Source organism: Modestobacter sp. VKM Ac-2982 (genome assembly GCF_026967935.1).
GTDB lineage: Bacteria > Actinomycetota > Actinomycetes > Mycobacteriales > Geodermatophilaceae > Modestobacter.
This window is the reverse complement of the sequence record NZ_JAPVBL010000001.1, coordinates 900,469-916,647: the sequence shown is the minus strand read 5'-3', so window position 1 is coordinate 916,647 and position 16,179 is coordinate 900,469. Positions and strand designations below refer to the sequence as shown.

Genomic DNA, 16,179 nt, shown 5'->3' with positions numbered 1-16,179 from the left:
CGGAGAGGACGACGAACATGACCACCGACACCGCCCGCATCTCGCTCGACCCGCCCCGCACCCTGCTGACCCGGGCCGCGGAGTGGTGGTCCCGCCGTACCTATGGGGCGGTGCTCGACCCGGGCGCGGCGATGGCGCACCACCCTCGCGTGCTGCTCAGCCAGGTCCGCTTCGAGAAGAGCGTGGCCCGGTGGCGCCGGCTGGACCCGACGCTCAAGGCGCTGGCAGTGATGTCCTCGGCGACCACCATCGGCTGTGCCTGGTGCCTGGACTTCGGCTTCTGGGAGAGCAGCCAGCGCGGGGTGGACCCGGCCAAGCTCGGCGACGTCCCGCGGTGGCGGGACAGCCCGGTGTACAGCGACCTGGAACGACGGGTGATGGCCTACGCAGAGGCCATGACGGTAACCCCACCGCAGGTGACCGATGAGATGGTCGCGGACCTGCGGCGAGACCTGGACGACGCCCAACTGGTGGAGCTCACCATGATGATCTCCGTGGAGAACTCCCGCTCCCGGACCAACGCCGCCCTCGGGCTGACCAGTCAGGGCTTCCGGGACCGGTGCGAGGTGCCGGGCCGGTGACCGCCGCCGCCGACCTGTTCACCGGCCACCGCCGGCTGCTCTTCTCCGTCGCCTACCAGTTGCTGGGCAGCGTGGCCGAGGCCGAGGATGCCGTGCAGGACGCCTGGCTGCGCTGGTCGGCGGCCGACCGGGCCGACGTCACCGACCCGCGGGCCTACCTGGTGCAGGTCACCACCCGGCTGGCGCTCGACCGGCTGCGTTCCGCCCGGGCCCGGCGGGAGAGCTACGTCGGGCCGTGGCTGCCCGAGCCGCTGCTCACCGGGGAGAACCGGGTCGCCGCGGCACCAGGCCCGGCCGACCCGAGCGAGGTCGCGGAGACCGGGGAGGCGGTGTCCCTGGCCCTGCTGGTAGTGCTGGAGACCCTCTCCCCCGCCGAGCGTGCGGTCTTCGTGCTCCGCGAGGTCTTCGCCCTGCCGGTGGCCGAGGTCGCAGCAGCGCTGGGCCGCAGCGAGTCCGCAGTCCGGCAGATGGCGCACCGGGCACGGGAACACGTCCAAGCCCGCCGCCCCCGGTTCGACACCGACCGCCGTGCCCAGCGGGAGGTGACCGACCGCTTCCTGGCTGCCTGCGCAGGCGGTGACGTCGAGGCGCTGCTGGCGGCGCTGGCGCCCGACGTGGTGCTGGTCAGCGACGGCGGCGGCAAGGCGAAGGCGGCGCTGCGGCCGATCACCGGCGCGGAGAGGGTCACCCGGTTCCTGGTCGCGATCGCCGCCCAGGCCACGGACGTGCCCGACCTTCGGATCGAGGTGGTGGAGATCAACGGCGCTGCGGCGATCGTGGCCTGGAGCGGTGCCGAGCCGTTCCTGACCATGTCGCTGGTCGTCGTCGACGGGCGCATCGGACAGGTGCTGGTCGTCCGCAACCCCGACAAGCTGCGGGGCCTGGCCGGACACCCGCGCGCCGCGACCTAGGCTCGCCCGCGTGATGCCGCTGCCCGAGGCCCCTGCCCCGTTCGTCGAGCGCGCCCTCTGCGTGCTCGCCCACCCCGACGACGTCGACTTCGGCAGCTCGGGCACCGTGGCCGGCTGGACCGCGGCGGGCACCGAGGTCACCTACTGCATCATCACCGACGGGGACGCCGGTGGCTTCGACGAGACCCCGCGCGAGGAGATGGGGCCGCTGCGCCGGGCCGAACAGCGTGCCGCCGCGGCTGCGGTCGGGGTCACCGACGTCCGGTTCCTCGGGTACCCGGACGGGCGGCTGGAGCCGACGCTGGACCTGCGCCGAGACATCAGCCGGGTGATCCGGCAGGTGCGCCCGCAGCGGGTGCTGACCAGCTCACCCGAGCGGTTCTGGGAGCGGATCGGCGCCAGCCACCCCGACCACATGACCGTGGGCGAGTCCACGTTGCGGGCGGTGTACCCCGACGCCCGCAACCCCTTCGCCTTCCCCGAGCTGCTGGCCGACGAGGGCCTGGAGGCCTGGACGGTGTCGGAGGTGTGGCTGGGCGGTGGCCCCCGCTCGGACCACGCCGTGGACGTGACCGACGTGCTCGACCGCAAGCTCGCCGCGCTGGGCTCGCACGTCAGCCAGGTCTCGCACTGGCCCGAGGGCCAGGTGGCGGAGTTCCTGACCGGCTGGATGCGGCAGAACGCCCGCACCCACGGCCTGCCCGAGGGCCGACTGGCCGAGGCCTTCCACGTCGTCTACACCGGTTGACCCGTCGGCCTCCGGACGGCACCCGCGGCCACCGCATCACAGCAGCCGGTTGGTGGCCGCCCAGCGGGTGAGTTCGTTGCGGTTGGACAGCTGTAGCTTGCGCAGCACGTTGGAGGCGTGGGACTCCACCGTCTTCACCGAGATGAACAGCCGGCCACCGATCTCCCGGTAGGTGTAGCCGCGGGCCAGCAGCTGCATCACCTCCCGCTCGCGGGCCGACAGCAGGTCCAGGCCGGGGTCGGTGGCCGGGTCGTCGGGGGGCTCGGGGGCCGCGGGGCCCGCGGAGAAGGCGTCGAGCACGAAGCCGGCCAGCCGGGGGCTGAACACGACGTCGTCCTCGGCGACCCGGCGGACGGCGTCCCGCAGGTCGGCGCCGGAGATCGTCTTGGTGACGTACCCCCGGGCCCCGGCCCGGATGACGGCTATGACGTCCTCGGCGGCGTCGGAGACCGACAGCGCCAGCCAGCGGGTCGAGGGCAGCTCGGTGCGCAGCGACTCGAGGACGGCGTGGCCCCCGCCGCCGGGCAGGTGCACGTCGAGCAGGACGACGTCCGGCGTGCTGGCCCGGATGCCGGCGACCGCGGTCGGGACGTCGGCCGCCTCGCCGACCACCTCGACCTCCTCGCCCAGCTCGGCCCGCACCCCGGCGCGGACCATCGCGTGGTCGTCGACCAGGAAGACCCGGGTGCGCCCCGTGGCCGTCATGCCGGCGCCTCCGTCCGCTCGCGCGGCAGGCACAGCTCCACCTCGGTCCCCTCTCCCGGCGCGGATCGCACCGTCGCCGTGCCGCCCAGTCGGGTCAGCCGTCCCACCACCGAGTCGCGCAGCCCGCGCCGGTCGCCCGGCACGGCGGCCGGGTCGAACCCGGTGCCGCGGTCCCGGACGAACACCGTCACCGCGCCCGGCGTCACCTCGCTGTACAGCGAGACGGACGGCGCACCGGAGTGCTTCGCGGCGTTGACCACCGCCTCCCGGGCGGCCTGGCCGAGGGTGGCGACCGCGTCGTCGACGGGCAGGTCCCCGACGACGACCGGCTCGACGGTGACGGCGTGGTCGGCCTCCACCTCGGCCACCAGCCGGGCGACCAGCCCGGCCCAGGTGCCGCCGGTGGCGACGGTCGGCTCGTACAGCCACGCCCGCAGTTCCCGCTCCTGGCTGCGGGCCAGCCGGCCCACCACCGTGGGGTCGGCCGCGTGCCGCTGGATCAGCGCGAGGGTCTGCAGCACCGAGTCGTGCAGGTGGGCGGCGACCGCGGCGCGCTCCTCCGACCGGATCCGGGCGGCCCGCTCGGTCGCGCGCTGGTCGAGCAGGCGGCGCCACAGCGGGGCGGTCGCCAAGGCAAGGCCGACCAGGATCACCACGGTGGCGGTGAAGCCGTTGCGGGCGTTGGCCAGCTGGCCGGTGGTCGCCAGCAGCAGCACCACGCCGACCACGCCGACGACGACGCCGGCGGCCAGCGCCCAGCGGCTGGTGCGGCGGGAGAGCGAGGCGTCGGTGTCGGTCTGCCGCCAGATCACCGCCAGGCCGATCCCGGCGAGCACCAGCGGCAGGACGACGTCGTAGCCGCCGAAGGTGAGCAGCTGGGAGACCAGCCCGAAGACGACGAAGGACAGCAGCGCCAGCAGGATCAGCTGGCGACGGCTGGGGCGCTGGCTCAGGACGGCGCTCGGGGCGCCGTCCCCGGACGGGTCGGCGACCGGCATGGTCAGCCACAGCAGTGCGTAGGCGACCACGCCCACCCCGGTGAACGCGAGGCCGATCACGACCACCCGGACCACCAGCGGGTCCAGGCGCAGATGCGCGGCCGTCCCGGCGGCCACCCCGGCCAGCAGCCGGCCGCTGGCCGGCCGCGCCAGCGGGGGCCGGGCCGGGCGACCGTCGGGGAGCCGGGCCGCGGGCGGGGCGGGCTGCCCGGCCGTCGGCGCGGTGCTGGTGGTCACGGTCCCGATGGTGTCACCGTCCCCGCGCCGCGCACACCGGTGATCACCCGGAGGCGGGGCGGCCGGCACGGATCAGGGTCGGTCCAGGGGGTTCCCTGATACCGCTGGGCCCCCGGAGTGGGCAGGCTCGTGGCATGACCTCAGCAGTCCCTCCCTCCACCCCGCCCCCGGCGGCCGAGCAGCCGCCGGGCTCCTGGCCGCCTCCCCCTCCCCCGGGCTCCTGGCCGCCTCCCCCTCCCCCGGGCTCCTGGCCGCCTCCCCCTCCCCCGGGCTCCTGGCCGCCTCCCCCTCCCCCGGGCTCCTGGCCGCCTCCTCCTCCACCGGGCTCGGTCGCCCGGCCGCCGCTGCGGCGCAGCCGCACCGACAGGGTGATCGGCGGCGTCGCCGGCGGCCTGGCCGAGTACACCGGCGTCGACGCCCTGCTGTGGCGGGTGGGCGCCATCGCGCTCACCCTCGCCGGCGGCAGCGGCCTGATCATCTACGTGCTGCTGTGGCTGCTCATGCCGGCCGCCCCCGCCGCGCCGCCCGGCCAGCCAGGTGTTCCGGAGCAGGTCCGGACCGGCGCGCGGTCCCCGGTGCCCGGGGTGACGATCGCGGCGCTGCTGATCATCGCCGGCATCGCGGTGATGCTCGACCAGTTCACCACCGTGGACCTGGGCGCCCGCGGCGTGCTGGGCAGCGCCCTGCTGATCGTCGGCGTCGGCCTGGTGTTCGGTGCGCTGACCGGGATCGGCCGGGGCGCCAAGGGCGGGCTCATCGGGCTGGGCATGGTGCTCTCCGTGGCGCTCGCGATCGCCGCGACGGTCGACGTCCCCAACGGCAGCATGGGCGACCGCACCTGGCGCCCGGCGTCGGCGGTCGCGGTGCAGTCGGAGTACGAGAACGGGGTCGGTGACCTGCTGCTGGACCTGCGCGGCGTGGACTCCGACGAGCTGGCCGACCTGGACTCACCGATCACCACCCGGATCGACTCCGGGCTCGGCGACATCGAGGTGATCGTGCCGTTCTCCGCCGACGTGCAGCTCGAGGTCGTGCAGGGGCTCGGCGAGACCGACCTGTTCGGCGACAGGGTGGAGGCCGGCTTCTTCCCCGGCCGGGGCACGGCCGACTGGTCCGGGGACTCCGAGCCGGAGTTCGAGATCACCATCAACGCAGGTCTGGGTGACGTGGAGGTGTCCCGTGGCTGAGCACGACCCCTACGGACGGCGGGACACCGAGGTGTTCCCGCAGGGCACCACCGGCAGCTCCGCGACGTCCGCCGTCGACGAGTCCGGCCGCCGACGCGACGTCGACAACGGCGCACTGGTCGCCGGGGTGCTGTTCATCCTGGTGGCGATCCTGCTGATGGCCGGGGTGGACCTGTCCTTCGACTGGTTCGGCAACGGGATCGCCTGGGTCATCCTGATCGGCGCCGGGACCGCGCTGCTGGTCAACGAGTGGCGCAAGGCCCGCCGCCGCGGCTGACGGCGAGCTGAGGTCTCACCGCGGCCGGGTCCGGGAGGTGCTCCCGGGCCCGGCCGGTCAGCGGGTGACGACCGCCAGGGCCACCGTGCCGAGGTAGATCAGCGGCAGCAGGAAGCCCTCGAAGCCGATGCCCTTGCGCTCGCGCATGACCAGCCCGGCCGCCAGCACGGTGATCATCAGGATCGTGCCGCCCAGCAGCACCAGGCTGGTCTCACCCGCGTCGCGGTAGACGGGGCCTTCCAGGTAGGCGATGTCGGCCACCGGGATCATCAGGGTGTCGAAGACGTTCCCGCCGATGATGTTGCCGATCCCCAGGGTCAGCGCCCCCATGCGTACCGCGGTGATCAGCACCACGAGCTCGGGCAGCGAGGTGACCGCCGTCGTGAGGGTGAACCCGACGACGCCGCTCGGCAGCCCGGTCGCCGCGACGACACCCAGGCCGGCCTGGCCGATGACCCAGCCGGCGACGCCGACCACCAGGGCCAGGGACGCGAGCTGCACCCACAGCCGGCGGGTCGAGGCGTCGGTGCCGTCGGGTTCGATGTCCTCGACCGTCGCCGACGTCTGGATGGGTTGCCACATGGGATGGTCGTGCATCCGCCGGAGCAGGACCAGCCCGTAGCCGTAGAGCACCGGGATCAGCAGGGTGACCGGGTGCACCCAGCCCCACTGCAGGGTCGGGGTCGCGTAGGCGACCACCGGCAGGGAGAGCATCCCGATCAGGATCAGCGCCTGCAGCACGTTCTCCAGCGAGGCGGCGGCGTGCTCGAGGTTGGCCCGGCGGTAGACCAGGTCGGCGATCGCCAGCCAGACCGTCTGGACCGCCACCCCACCGATCGGGTTGGCCAGACCGAAAGCGGGATCCCCCTCCAGCGCACCGGTCGCGGTGGTCACGATGCCCGGCAGCGAGGTGACCGCGCCGAGCAGCAGCGCGCCGCCGATCGCATCACCCAGGCCGGTCCGGTCGGCGAGCTCGTCGGCGGCGCGGGTCAGCCGGATGCCGGCGAAGATGATCACCGCCGCCATGGCGGCGAGGGCCAGCACGCTGGGCCAGAGTGGCCACACCCCCGCGGTCACTCCGGTACCTCCTCGCGTGGTCGATCAGATCGACGACAACCTGATCATGACGCGCGGGGCCTCGCCACTCGGGCGGCTACTCCCACTCGATCGTGCCCGGGGGCTTGCTCGTCACGTCGAGCACCACCCGGTTCACCTCGGCCACCTCGTTCGTGATCCGGGTGGAGATCCTCGCCAGCACGTCGTAGGGCAGCCGGGTCCAGTCGGCGGTCATCGCGTCCTCGCTGGACACCGGGCGCAGCACCACGGGATGGCCGTAGGTGCGCCCGTCGCCCTGCACCCCCACCGATCGGACGTCGGCCAGCAGCACCACCGGGCACTGCCAGATCTCGGTGTCCAGCTTCGCCGCGGTCAGCTCCTCGCGGGCGATCGCGTCGGCCTGGCGCAGCACGTCCAGCCGCTCAGCCGTGACCTCGCCGATGATCCGGATGCCCAGGCCCGGGCCGGGGAACGGCTGGCGCTGCACCAGGGTGTCGGGCAGGCCCAGCTGTCGGCCGACCTCGCGCACCTCGTCCTTGAAGAGCGTGCGCAGCGGCTCGACCAGGGTGAACGTCAGGTCCTCGGGGAGCCCGCCGACGTTGTGGTGGCTCTTGATGTTCGCCGTCCCGGTGCCGCCACCGGACTCCACCACGTCGGGGTAGAGGGTGCCCTGCACCAGGAAGTCGACGGTCTCGCCGTGCTCCTTGGCGTCGGCGATCACGTCGAGCGCGGCCTGCTCGAAGACCCGGATGAACTCCCGGCCGATGATCTTCCGCTTCGTCTCGGGGTCGCTGACCCCGGCCAGCGCGGCCAGGAACTGGTCACTGGCGTCGACGACGCGCAGGTCGGCGCCGGTGACGGCGACGAAGTCCCGCTCGATCTGCTCGGTCTCGCCCTCGCGCATCAGCCCGTGGTCGACGTAGACGCAGGTGAGCCGGTCACCGATGGCCCGTTGGACCAGCGCGGCGGCCACCGCGGAGTCGACCCCGCCGGACAGCCCGCAGATGGCCCGGCGGTCACCGATCTGGGCCCGGATCGAGGCGACCTGCTCGTCGACGACGTTGGCCATCGTCCAGCTCGGCTCCAGGCCGGCGATGTCGAACAGGAAGTGCTCGAGCACCGTCTGCCCGTGCGGGGTGTTCTTCACCTCGGGGTGGAACTGCACGCCGGCCAGCCGCCGGTCGACGTCCTCGAAGGCCGCGACCGGCGCACCGGTGCTGGTGGCGGTGACGGTGAACCCGGGCGGTGCGGCGGAGACCGCGTCGCCGTGGCTCATCCACACCGACTGCTCGGTGGGCAGCTCACCGAACAGCTGCCCCGGCGTGGTCACGGTCAGCGGGGTGCCGCCGTACTCCCGGTCGCCGGTGCGGGCCACCGTGCCGCCGAGGCTGGCGGCCATCGCCTGGAACCCGTAGCAGATGCCGAAGGCCGGCACGCCCGCCTCGAAGACGGCCGGGTCGAGCTGCGGAGCACCCTCGGCGTAGACGCTGGAGGGCCCACCGGAGAGCACGATCGCCGCGGGCTTGCGGGCCAGCAGCTCGGCGACCGGCACGTCGGAGCCGACGAGCTCGGAGTACACGCCGGCCTCGCGGATGCGCCGGGCGATCAACTGCGCGTACTGGGCGCCGAAGTCGACGACCAGCACGGTCGGGAAGTCCATGTTCGACAGACCGCTGCTCATCGCCGCGCTCAGCCGGCCAGGTGGCCGGGTGCGTCGTCGCTGCCCCCACCGAGCACCAGGTCGACCCGCTGGAACTCCTTGAGGTCCCGGTAGCCGGTCTTGGCCATGGTGCGGCGCAGGGCACCGAAGAGGTTGGTGCGCCCGTCGGCGGCGGTGGCCGGGCCGAGCAGCACCTCCTCGAGGGTGCCGCGGGCCTGCGCCGGTGCCGACGTCCCGCCGCGGGGCAACCGCGGGTGCGCGGCCACCGAGTCCCACCACACACCGCCGGCCGGGGCCTCCGCGGCGGTGCGCAGCGGCTCCCCGAGCTGGACGGCGTCGGCGCCGCAGGCCAGGGCACGGGCGATGGCGCCGCTGGTCTCGATCCGGCCGTTGGCGATGACGTGCACGTACCGGCCACCGGTCTCGTCCAGGTAGTCCCGGCGGGCCGCGGCGGCGTCGGCGATGGCGCTGGCCAGCGGCACCCGGATCCCCATCACGGCGTCCGCGGTCGACCAGCTGTCGGCGCCGACACCGACGATCACCCCGGCCGCTCCGGTGCGCATCAGGTGCAGCGCGGTCTGGTAGTCCGCGGCGCCGCCCACGATCACCGGGACGTCGAGGTCGGCGATGAACTCCTTGAGGTTCAGCGCGTCCCCGCCGGTGCTGACGTGCTCCGCGGAGACGATCGTGCCCTGGATGACCAGCAGGTCGACCCCGGCGGCCAGGATCGCCGGCGCCAGCCAGGCCGTGTGCTGCGGGGAGACCCGGACCGCCGTCGTCACGCCCGAGTCGCGCAGCTCCTTGATCCGGCTGGTGATCAGGTCCGGCTGAACGGGCGCGGCGTAGACCTCCTGCAGCAGGGCGGTCGGCGGTCCGCTGTCCGGGCCGGCGGCCTCGCGCAGCCGGTGGTAGACGTCGGTCGGGTCGTCGTAGCGGGTCCACAGGCCCTCGGCGTTGAGCACGCCCAGGCCACCGGCCCGCCCGACGGCGACCGCGGTCGCCGGGCTGACCACCGCGTCGCTGGGGCTGGTGACGAGCGGGATCTCGAACCGGAAGGCGTCGATCTGCCAGGCGGTGGAGACGTCGTCGTGGTCGCGGGTGCGCCGCGAGGGGACGATCGACACCTCGTCCAGGTCGTAGCCCCGGCGGGCGAAGCGGTTCAGGCCGATCTCGACGTTGTCGCGTACTGGCATGGGTCAGCGGCCTCGGTAGTTGGGGGCTTCGACGGTCATCTGGATGTCGTGCGGGTGGCTCTCGGTCAGCCCGGCGGAGGTGATCCGGGTCAGCTGGCCACGCTCCTGCAGGTCGGCGACGGTGGCCGCACCCGCGTAGCCCATGCCCGCGCGGAGCCCGCCGACCAGCTGGTGGGCGACCCCGGACAGCGGCCCGCGGTAGGGCACCTGCCCCTCGATCCCCTCCGGGACGAGCTTGTCGTCGGAGAGGACGTCGTCGGCGAAGTAGCGGTCCCGGCTGAAGGACTGGTTGCCGCGCTTCTGCATCGCGCCGAGGGAGCCCATCCCGCGGTAGGTCTTGTACTGCTTGCCGTTCATGAAGACCAGCTCCCCCGGGGCCTCCTCGACCCCGGCGAACAGGCCGCCGATCATGACCGTGTCCGCCCCGGCGACGAGCGCCTTGACGATGTCACCGGAGTACTGCAGCCCGCCGTCGGCGATGACCGGCACCCCGGCCGGACGGGCGGCGAGCGCGGCCTCGTAGATGGCGGTGACCTGCGGGACGCCGACCCCGGCCACCACGCGGGTGGTGCAGATCGAGCCCGGCCCGACGCCGACCTTGACCGCGTCGACCCCGGCGTCGATCAGCGCCTGCGCACCGGCGCGGGTGGCGACGTTGCCGCCGACCACCTGCACGCCGTGGCCGACGTTCGCGAACTCCTTCTTCACCCGGGCGACCATGTCCAGCACGGCACGCTGGTGGCCGTGGGCGGTGTCGACGACGAGCACGTCGACCCCGGCGTCCACGAGCAGCCCGGCCCGCTTGTAGGCGTCCTCGCCCACGCCGAGGGCGGCGCCGACGGTCAGCCGGCCGCCGACGTCCTTGGTGGCGTTGGGGAACTGGTCGCGCTTGACGAAGTCCTTGACGGTGATCAGCCCGCGCAGCCGACCGGCGTCGTCCACCAGCGGCAGCTTCTCGATCTTGTGCTGCTTGAGCAGCGCCAGCGCCCGCTCCGGCTCCACGCCGACCGGCGCGGTAACCAACGGCAGCGGCGTCATGACGTCGCGCACCAGCCGGTGCTGGTCGGTCTCGAAGCGCATGTCGCGGTTGGTGACCATGCCGACCAGCACGCCGTCGGCGTCGACGACCGGGGCGCCGGAGATCCGGTAGCGGGCCGACAGCGCGTCGACCTCGGCGAGGCTGTTCTCCGGGGAGCAGGTGACCGGGTTGGTGACCATGCCGGCCTCGGAGCGCTTGACCAGGTCGACCTGGCCGGCCTGGTCCTCGGCGGCGAGGTTGCGGTGCAGGATCCCGATGCCACCGGCGCGGGCCATGGCGATCGCCATCCGCGACTCGGTGACGGTGTCCATCGCGGAGGAGACCAGCGGGATGGCGAGCCGGATGCCGCGGGTCAGCCGGCTGCTGGTGTCCACGTCGGTGGGCACGATGTCCGAGGGCCCGGGGACCAGCAGGACGTCGTCGTAGGTCAGCCCCAGCGGGGCGAACTTGGCCGGCAGTTCAGGGACGCGCTCGTCGGGCTGCATGTGCCGCCACCCTCTCGACTTCTTCGGTGGGAGCGCCTCCGAGGCGCACGGGATCCCATCTCATGTTAGGCGGAGCACCGGAGGGCTCCCGCCCCCCGCTACCGTGGTCCGGTGGTCGGGTGCGCCCGGCCCGACTGCTGGCTGACCAGCAGCGACCGAGAAGGCCGGCCTGTCCGGCGAGGAGGACACGTGGACGCGTGGGACGACGCATTCGGCGCGACCCCGGATCGCGACCCGGACTTCGGGGACGGTCTCGGTTCCGGTGACCACTCGGTGCAGCCACCGCTGACCATGGAGGAACGGGCTGGGGTGCTCGACGACCTGGCCGAGCTGGAGGTCTTCCGCACGCTGCTGGAGCCGACCGGGGTCAAGGGCATCGTCGTCGACTGCCCCGACTGCGACGAGGAACACCACGTCGACTGGGCGCTGATGCAGGCGAACCTGCGCCAGTTGCTCGACGAGGGCCAGACCGGCCGGCACGAGCCGCCGTTCGACCCCGACCCCGACGACTACGTCAGCTGGGACTACGCCAGCGGCTACGCCGACGGGGTGGCCGCGCTCGCCGAGCGCGAGGAGCCCACCGGCCGGCACGGCACCGGCGGCCGGCACGCCCGCGACGACTGAGCGACCTCGGGGCTGAGCCGCCCGGGCGACCGTCGAGCCGCCTCCCACACCGGCCACACGGTCGGATGGGCGGCTCAACCCCGAGCGCGACGACGCCCGACCGTGCGCGGCACGGTGCGGAAGCTCCGGGCTCCGGGCTCCGGGCCCCGGGACCCGGAGCTCCCGGCGCACACGGCTCTCCACCGCTGCCCACCCCGCCTCGAGGTCCCCGTCCACCAGACGGACGAAGCGGATCCCGAGAGCCCTCAGTGCGTCTTCCTCCCGTTTCTCGTCGAACAGGACGTCCTCGGGGCGGCCGCCGTACGGACGTACTTCACCCGACCGTCGAACTCCACGGCCAGGGCTGCGTCCTCGTACCAACCGTCCACGACCTTCGCCCAGCCGCTCCCCGACCCACAGCTCGACCTGTGGCACGAAGAGCGGGAGTCCTGCGGCACGGAAGCGCAGCCGCCCCTTCGTCTCCAGCCACCTCTCGGCCCGCCCGTCGGCCGCAGCGACCGCCCGGACGGCCCGCGGGGCCCGGGGTGCGAACCGGTGACTGTCGAGCGTCGTCTGCAGTTGCTCCGGCGTGACCGAGCCCCTGAGGAGAGCCGCGTCCATCGCCGCCACCGCGGGGAGCTCGGGCCACTCCCGCGCGTTGTCCACGAGCGTCCGGGCGACCGTGGTGAGCCGGTGCAGCCCACGGGTGGTGACCTCCTCGGCCGGCAGGGCAGCGCGGGCCATCGCGTACCCGGGGCCCGTGCGCCAGCGGTCCGGGTCGGTCAGCCGCACCTCCGCCGAGAGCACCGACGGGACGGGCAGCCCCCAGATCCGTGCGGCGGTGCCGTGGCTGACGACCGCGTTCGGCCTGGCGAGCGAGCCGGTCACCACCAAGGCGTCGACCTCGTGGCGCCGGCCGGTCGCCTCGGCCTCCATCAGGTCGCCCGCGCCGATGAACCAGCCTCTGCGCAGCCGGACCCAGTTCCCGGAGCCAACAGCGCTCCGCACCTCGCGCTCGGTCACCCCGGCCGCGGTCAACTCGGTGAGGGTGAAGACGCCCAGCCGGGACGACGCGGTGACCCGGACCGGACCGGGGAGGAGCGAGGGCACCGGCTGATCGTCGGCCGACGGGACCGGCGTCGACCGTGCACCGGCCGGGACGTGGACGGGCCGTCGTCCGGTGGACGACGGCCCGCACCTCCGGCCAGCGTGAGGTAGAGCCGCCTCCCCGACCGGTGGGCCGCGGCGCGCAGCGGCTCGACGGTCGCCCGGGCGGCCTGACCTCGGTCAGGACCAGGAGGTCAGGTCATGATGCCGCGGCGGAAGCCGGTGGCGACGGCCTCGGCGCGGTCCTTGGCGCCCAGCTTGCGGAACAGCCGCCGCGCGTGCGTCTTGATCGTGTCCTCGGACAGGTAGAGCTCCCGGCCGATCTGGGCATTGCTCTTGCCCTGGCTCATCCCGGTGAGCACCTGCATCTCCCGCCCCGACAGGGCGGCCTGCGGCGTCTCGGGGACCGTGGACCGCACCGTGGTCGGGGCCAGGCCGGCCAGCGGGCTGGCGCCGCTCCAGCCCGAGCCGGCGGGGGCACCGGCGAGCATGCCCGCGTGCTGCGGGTTGCGGGGCGCAGGGGCCACCTGGTGGGGCAGGCGCCCACCCTCGGGACGCATGCCGGTGCGGGACAGGCCCAGCCCGAGCTCCACCGGGCTGGCGTCCCAGCGGAGGTAGCCCCGCGCGCCGAGGGAGACCGCGGCGCGCACGGTCTCGGCGTCGTCCGGTGCGCCGAGCATCAGCACCGGCAGCGTGGGGTGGGCGCGCAGGACCTGGGTGGCCACCGACAGCCCGCTGTCGGTCGCCCGCTGGGTGCCGACGAGGAGGACGTCGGGCACCCGGTTGTCCAGCCGGGCCATCAGCGACGCGGGGTCGGCGACGGCCTCGACGCGGCTGACGAACGGCAGGGCCAGGAGCCGGCCGGCGACGTCGTCCCGGACCCGGCGGCGCTCGTCGAACACCCAGACGACGGATCCACCGCTGCTGTTGCCCCGCGTCCTGTCCTCGATCACGACTGCTCCCGTCTGCGCCGGTCGGAGCCGGCGGCGTACCGACCGGGCGTCGCCCGGGCGGGTGGCCGGAGCGGGGTGGTCCCCCCGCTCCCGGGAGCGCCGGCACCTCCGGTCTCCCGGACGGGTGTCGGGGTGTCCCCCACCCTGGTGGTCGGCACTCACTGTGACCACCTTGATCCGCTGGGTAGTGCAGCAACAGTGGCCGTCACCCCCGCGGGTGACGACCCGTGATCGCGCGACGGCTGAAGCACAAGTCGGCCGATCTCGCAGGACGAGCACGATCGGTCGTGTTTGCGGCTGGTCGGCAGCGGGCATCGGCCCGGAAGCGACCGGGCAGACCCCCCGGTGCACCGAGCCGAGGAGGTCCAATGGCTGACATCCGCCGACTGCCCAACCCCGTGGCCGAGGTCTGGGACTGGCAGCTGCACGGTTCCTGCCGGGGCGAGAGCACGTCGCTCTTCTTCCACCCCGACGGTGAGCGCGGGCCGGCCCGCGCGCGCCGCCAGGCCGCTGCCAAAGCCGTCTGCGGACGTTGTCCAGTGATCGAGTCCTGCCTCCAGCACGCCCTGTCGGTCCGCGAGCCCTACGGGGTCTGGGGTGGCATGAGCGAGGAGGAGCGCGCGCGGCTGATCGCCGCCGAGCCCGCCGCCATCGCCGCCGCGGTCTGATCCTGCCTGCGGGAGGCCTCCCCCGCTGACGAGACGCCGAGAGGGCCGGTCCGACGAACGTGTCGGACCGGCCCTCTCGGCTGTCCGGCACCGCTCAGCCCAGGTCGCTGACGACCAGGTCCCGCCCTCGGGTCTTCGCCCCGTACAGGTGCTCGTCCGCGCGGCTGAGCAGACCGGCGATCGTCGCGCCCGCGTCCCCGGCCGTGGTGGACACCCCGGCGCTCAGCGTCACCGCCAGGTCGTCGGCCAGGTCGCCCCACGGGTGGGCGGCGACCTCCCGGCGCAGGTCGTCCAGCTGCCGGACGGCGCGCGGCAGGTCCCCGCCCACGAGCACCAGCAGGAACTCCTCGCCCCCCATCCGGGCGGCGAAGCCGCCCGGGACGACGGAGCCCGACGCTGCGACCTCCAGCCTCGCCGCCACTGCGCGGAGCACCTGGTCCCCGACGTCGTGGGACCACGTGTCGTTGACGCGCTTGAAGTGGTCCAGGTCGACCAGCGCCACGGAGACCACCTCGTCGGCCGCGGTCGCCCGGTCCAGCACCTGCGGGAGCTGGTCGTCGACGAAGCGCCGGTTGTACAGGCCCGTCAGCGGATCGCGCAGCGAGAGCTCGCGGTAGCGCCGGCTCTGCCGCCGCGCCTCGGTGGTCTCGTACATCGCCTGCAGCGCCCGGGCCCGGGCATCGCGTTGCACGGACTGCAGGTCCAGCGCCGCCTGGCAGTACAGCTGGTGCTCCTCGAACGCCGCCCGGAAGTCAGCACCTGCCGCGTGCAGCTCGGCCTGCTCCCGCCGGGCACGCACCCGGATGGCGGTCAGCCCGTGCTGCTCGCACCGGCGCACGCACTCGTCGAGCGCCTGCTGCGCACCGGCCACGCGCCCCCGCCGGCGACGGACCTCGGCCAGGGTGAGCAGGAAGTCGGCGCCGGCGTCCCCGTCCGACGAGGCGTCCAGCGCTCCGGGCCGGGTCCCGGGCGCGAGGGCGTTCTCCGCCTCCTCCAGCCGGCCCAGTCCGAGGAGGGCGCGGGCGATGGTGTCCAGCCGCCCGACGTGCAACACCACCCCTTGTTCGTCGGAGAGGGCCTGCAGCTGCGTGCTCAGGGTCAGGGCACCGTCGTACCGGCCGGCGATCGTCTCCACGTAGGCCCAGTTGTTCAGGATCAGCAGCTGCCGGTCCACGTCACCGAGCTGCGCGGCGAGACCGAGCACCTCTGCGTACCGCTCCCGCGCTCCCTCGTCACCCTGCAGGCCCTGGCAGTCGGCCAGCCGGGCGAGGTGGTCGATCCGCTGCGCCGGGGGCCCGTCGTCGCCGAGCAGGTCCACCGACTGGACGGCGTGCTCCAGGGCCAGCGAGAGGTCGCCCAGCTCCTGGAAGACGGCCGCCAGCAGGAAGTGGCTGCGGGACAGCAGGTGCCGGGAACCCGCGTCGGTGGCCCAGCGCTGCACCTCGCGGGCGACCCGGCCGGCCTCGGCCACGTCCCCGCGTCGTCGGGCCAGGTCGGCCGCCACCAGTCGCGCCCGCAGCTCCAGCTCCGGGACGTCCAGTGCGCGGGCGGCGTCCTGCGCCGCCTGCGCCCGGTCGCCGATGCCGTCGCGGTCGAATCGCGACAGCGCCTCCAGTTCGCTGAGGACGGCCGCCAGCTCGACGGCGTCCGCAGCGGTCGCCGGAGAGGAGAGGGACCCTGCCCTCTCACCGGCCTCCGTGTCGTGCACACCACCCCATCGACCGCCCGACCAACAGCTTGAGCCCGGCCTCGGCGGGCTGACTCGCACGGG

The 16,179-nt window shown here is 74.1% G+C and carries 15 protein-coding genes; 7 read left to right on the top strand and 8 right to left on the bottom strand.

Annotation, left to right across the window (positions count from 1 at the left end):
• The first annotated feature begins 17 nt into the window (after positions 1-17).
• From O2W20_RS04650 to O2W20_RS04640, 3 genes are read left to right on the top strand one after another with little or no spacing between them, the layout of a single operon-like run.
• Positions 18-581, top strand: coding sequence for a carboxymuconolactone decarboxylase family protein (locus tag O2W20_RS04650; RefSeq protein ID WP_269170559.1), 564 nt, complete (start codon positions 18-20; stop codon positions 579-581).
• Positions 578-1,492 (top strand): RNA polymerase sigma factor SigJ, encoded by a 915-nt coding sequence (gene sigJ / locus O2W20_RS04645; protein WP_269170558.1) that lies wholly within the window; start codon positions 578-580, stop codon positions 1,490-1,492. Before O2W20_RS04650 ends, sigJ begins: the two co-directional genes overlap by 4 nt.
• A gap of 13 nt (positions 1,493-1,505) precedes the next feature.
• Positions 1,506-2,240, top strand: coding sequence for a PIG-L deacetylase family protein (locus O2W20_RS04640; RefSeq protein ID WP_269170557.1), 735 nt, complete (start codon positions 1,506-1,508; stop codon positions 2,238-2,240).
• A gap of 36 nt (positions 2,241-2,276) precedes the next feature.
• On the opposite strand, the gene O2W20_RS04635 is transcribed toward O2W20_RS04640, so the two are convergent.
• Positions 2,277-2,945 (bottom strand): response regulator, encoded by a 669-nt coding sequence (locus O2W20_RS04635; protein ID WP_269170556.1) that lies wholly within the window; start codon positions 2,943-2,945, stop codon positions 2,277-2,279.
• Positions 2,942-4,180: an ATP-binding protein gene (locus tag O2W20_RS04630; RefSeq protein WP_269170555.1), complete on the bottom strand. Its 1,239-nt coding sequence runs from the start codon at positions 4,178-4,180 to the stop codon at positions 2,942-2,944. Before O2W20_RS04630 ends, O2W20_RS04635 begins: the two co-directional genes overlap by 4 nt.
• Positions 4,181-4,314: 134 nt before the next feature.
• Here O2W20_RS04630 and O2W20_RS04625 point away from each other — a divergent pair, with 134 nt between their 5' ends.
• The gene (locus O2W20_RS04625; protein ID WP_269185489.1) at positions 4,315-5,367 is read left to right on the top strand and encodes a PspC domain-containing protein; all 1,053 of its coding nucleotides are present in this window, start codon (positions 4,315-4,317) and stop codon (positions 5,365-5,367) included.
• Positions 5,360-5,644, top strand: coding sequence for a hypothetical protein (locus O2W20_RS04620; protein ID WP_269170553.1), 285 nt, complete (start codon positions 5,360-5,362; stop codon positions 5,642-5,644). The genes O2W20_RS04625 and O2W20_RS04620 overlap by 8 nt, the downstream gene beginning before the upstream one ends.
• 57 nt (positions 5,645-5,701) lie before the next feature.
• On the opposite strand, the gene O2W20_RS04615 is transcribed toward O2W20_RS04620, so the two are convergent.
• The 4 genes from O2W20_RS04615 to guaB all read right to left on the bottom strand — a co-directional run bounded on the left by O2W20_RS04615 (position 5,702) and on the right by guaB (position 11,077).
• Complete coding sequence (locus O2W20_RS04615) at positions 5,702-6,721, bottom strand: sodium:calcium antiporter (protein WP_269170552.1); 1,020 nt, start codon at positions 6,719-6,721, stop codon at positions 5,702-5,704.
• 76 nt (positions 6,722-6,797) lie between these two features.
• A complete protein-coding gene (gene guaA, locus O2W20_RS04610) occupies positions 6,798-8,381 on the bottom strand; it encodes a glutamine-hydrolyzing GMP synthase (RefSeq protein WP_269170551.1) in 1,584 nt (527 codons plus the stop codon).
• Between the two features lie 8 nt (positions 8,382-8,389).
• Positions 8,390-9,553 (bottom strand): GuaB3 family IMP dehydrogenase-related protein, encoded by a 1,164-nt coding sequence (locus tag O2W20_RS04605; protein WP_269170550.1) that lies wholly within the window; start codon positions 9,551-9,553, stop codon positions 8,390-8,392.
• 3 nt (positions 9,554-9,556) lie between these two features.
• Positions 9,557-11,077, bottom strand: coding sequence for an IMP dehydrogenase (gene guaB, locus O2W20_RS04600; RefSeq protein WP_269170549.1), 1,521 nt, complete (start codon positions 11,075-11,077; stop codon positions 9,557-9,559).
• A 189-nt stretch (positions 11,078-11,266) separates the two neighbouring features.
• Here guaB and O2W20_RS04595 point away from each other — a divergent pair, with 189 nt between their 5' ends.
• Positions 11,267-11,701: a DUF5319 family protein gene (locus O2W20_RS04595; RefSeq protein ID WP_269159197.1), complete on the top strand. Its 435-nt coding sequence runs from the start codon at positions 11,267-11,269 to the stop codon at positions 11,699-11,701.
• A gap of 1,280 nt (positions 11,702-12,981) precedes the next feature.
• On the opposite strand, the gene O2W20_RS04585 is transcribed toward O2W20_RS04595, so the two are convergent.
• A complete protein-coding gene (locus O2W20_RS04585) occupies positions 12,982-13,740 on the bottom strand; it encodes a response regulator transcription factor (RefSeq protein WP_269170547.1) in 759 nt (252 codons plus the stop codon).
• Between the two features lie 368 nt (positions 13,741-14,108).
• Between O2W20_RS04585 and O2W20_RS04580 the strand changes: the two genes are divergently transcribed.
• On the top strand, positions 14,109-14,408 hold the full coding sequence (locus tag O2W20_RS04580) for a WhiB family transcriptional regulator (protein WP_036334333.1): 300 nt from the start codon (positions 14,109-14,111) through the stop codon (positions 14,406-14,408).
• A 94-nt stretch (positions 14,409-14,502) separates the two neighbouring features.
• On the opposite strand, the gene O2W20_RS04575 is transcribed toward O2W20_RS04580, so the two are convergent.
• Entirely contained in the window at positions 14,503-16,116 is a 1,614-nt protein-coding gene (locus O2W20_RS04575; RefSeq protein WP_269170546.1) for a GGDEF domain-containing protein, read from the bottom strand.
• Positions 16,117-16,179: the final 63 nt, after the last annotated feature.

What these genes read in the sequence shown, in the direction of transcription:
- O2W20_RS04650 (WP_269170559.1), top strand. Translation starts at nt 18, where the DNA reads ATGACCACCGACACCGCCCGCATCTCGCTCGACCCGCCCCGCACCCTG.
- O2W20_RS04640 (WP_269170557.1), top strand. Translation starts at nt 1,506, where the DNA reads ATGCCGCTGCCCGAGGCCCCTGCCCCGTTCGTCGAGCGCGCCCTCTGC.
- O2W20_RS04635 (WP_269170556.1), bottom strand. Translation starts at nt 2,945, where the DNA reads ATGACGGCCACGGGGCGCACCCGGGTCTTCCTGGTCGACGACCACGCG.
- O2W20_RS04625 (WP_269185489.1), top strand. Translation starts at nt 4,315, where the DNA reads ATGACCTCAGCAGTCCCTCCCTCCACCCCGCCCCCGGCGGCCGAGCAG.
- guaA (WP_269170551.1), bottom strand. Translation starts at nt 8,381, where the DNA reads ATGAGCAGCGGTCTGTCGAACATGGACTTCCCGACCGTGCTGGTCGTC.
- O2W20_RS04605 (WP_269170550.1), bottom strand. Translation starts at nt 9,553, where the DNA reads ATGCCAGTACGCGACAACGTCGAGATCGGCCTGAACCGCTTCGCCCGC.
- guaB (WP_269170549.1), bottom strand. Translation starts at nt 11,077, where the DNA reads ATGCAGCCCGACGAGCGCGTCCCTGAACTGCCGGCCAAGTTCGCCCCG.
- O2W20_RS04580 (WP_036334333.1), top strand. Translation starts at nt 14,109, where the DNA reads ATGGCTGACATCCGCCGACTGCCCAACCCCGTGGCCGAGGTCTGGGAC.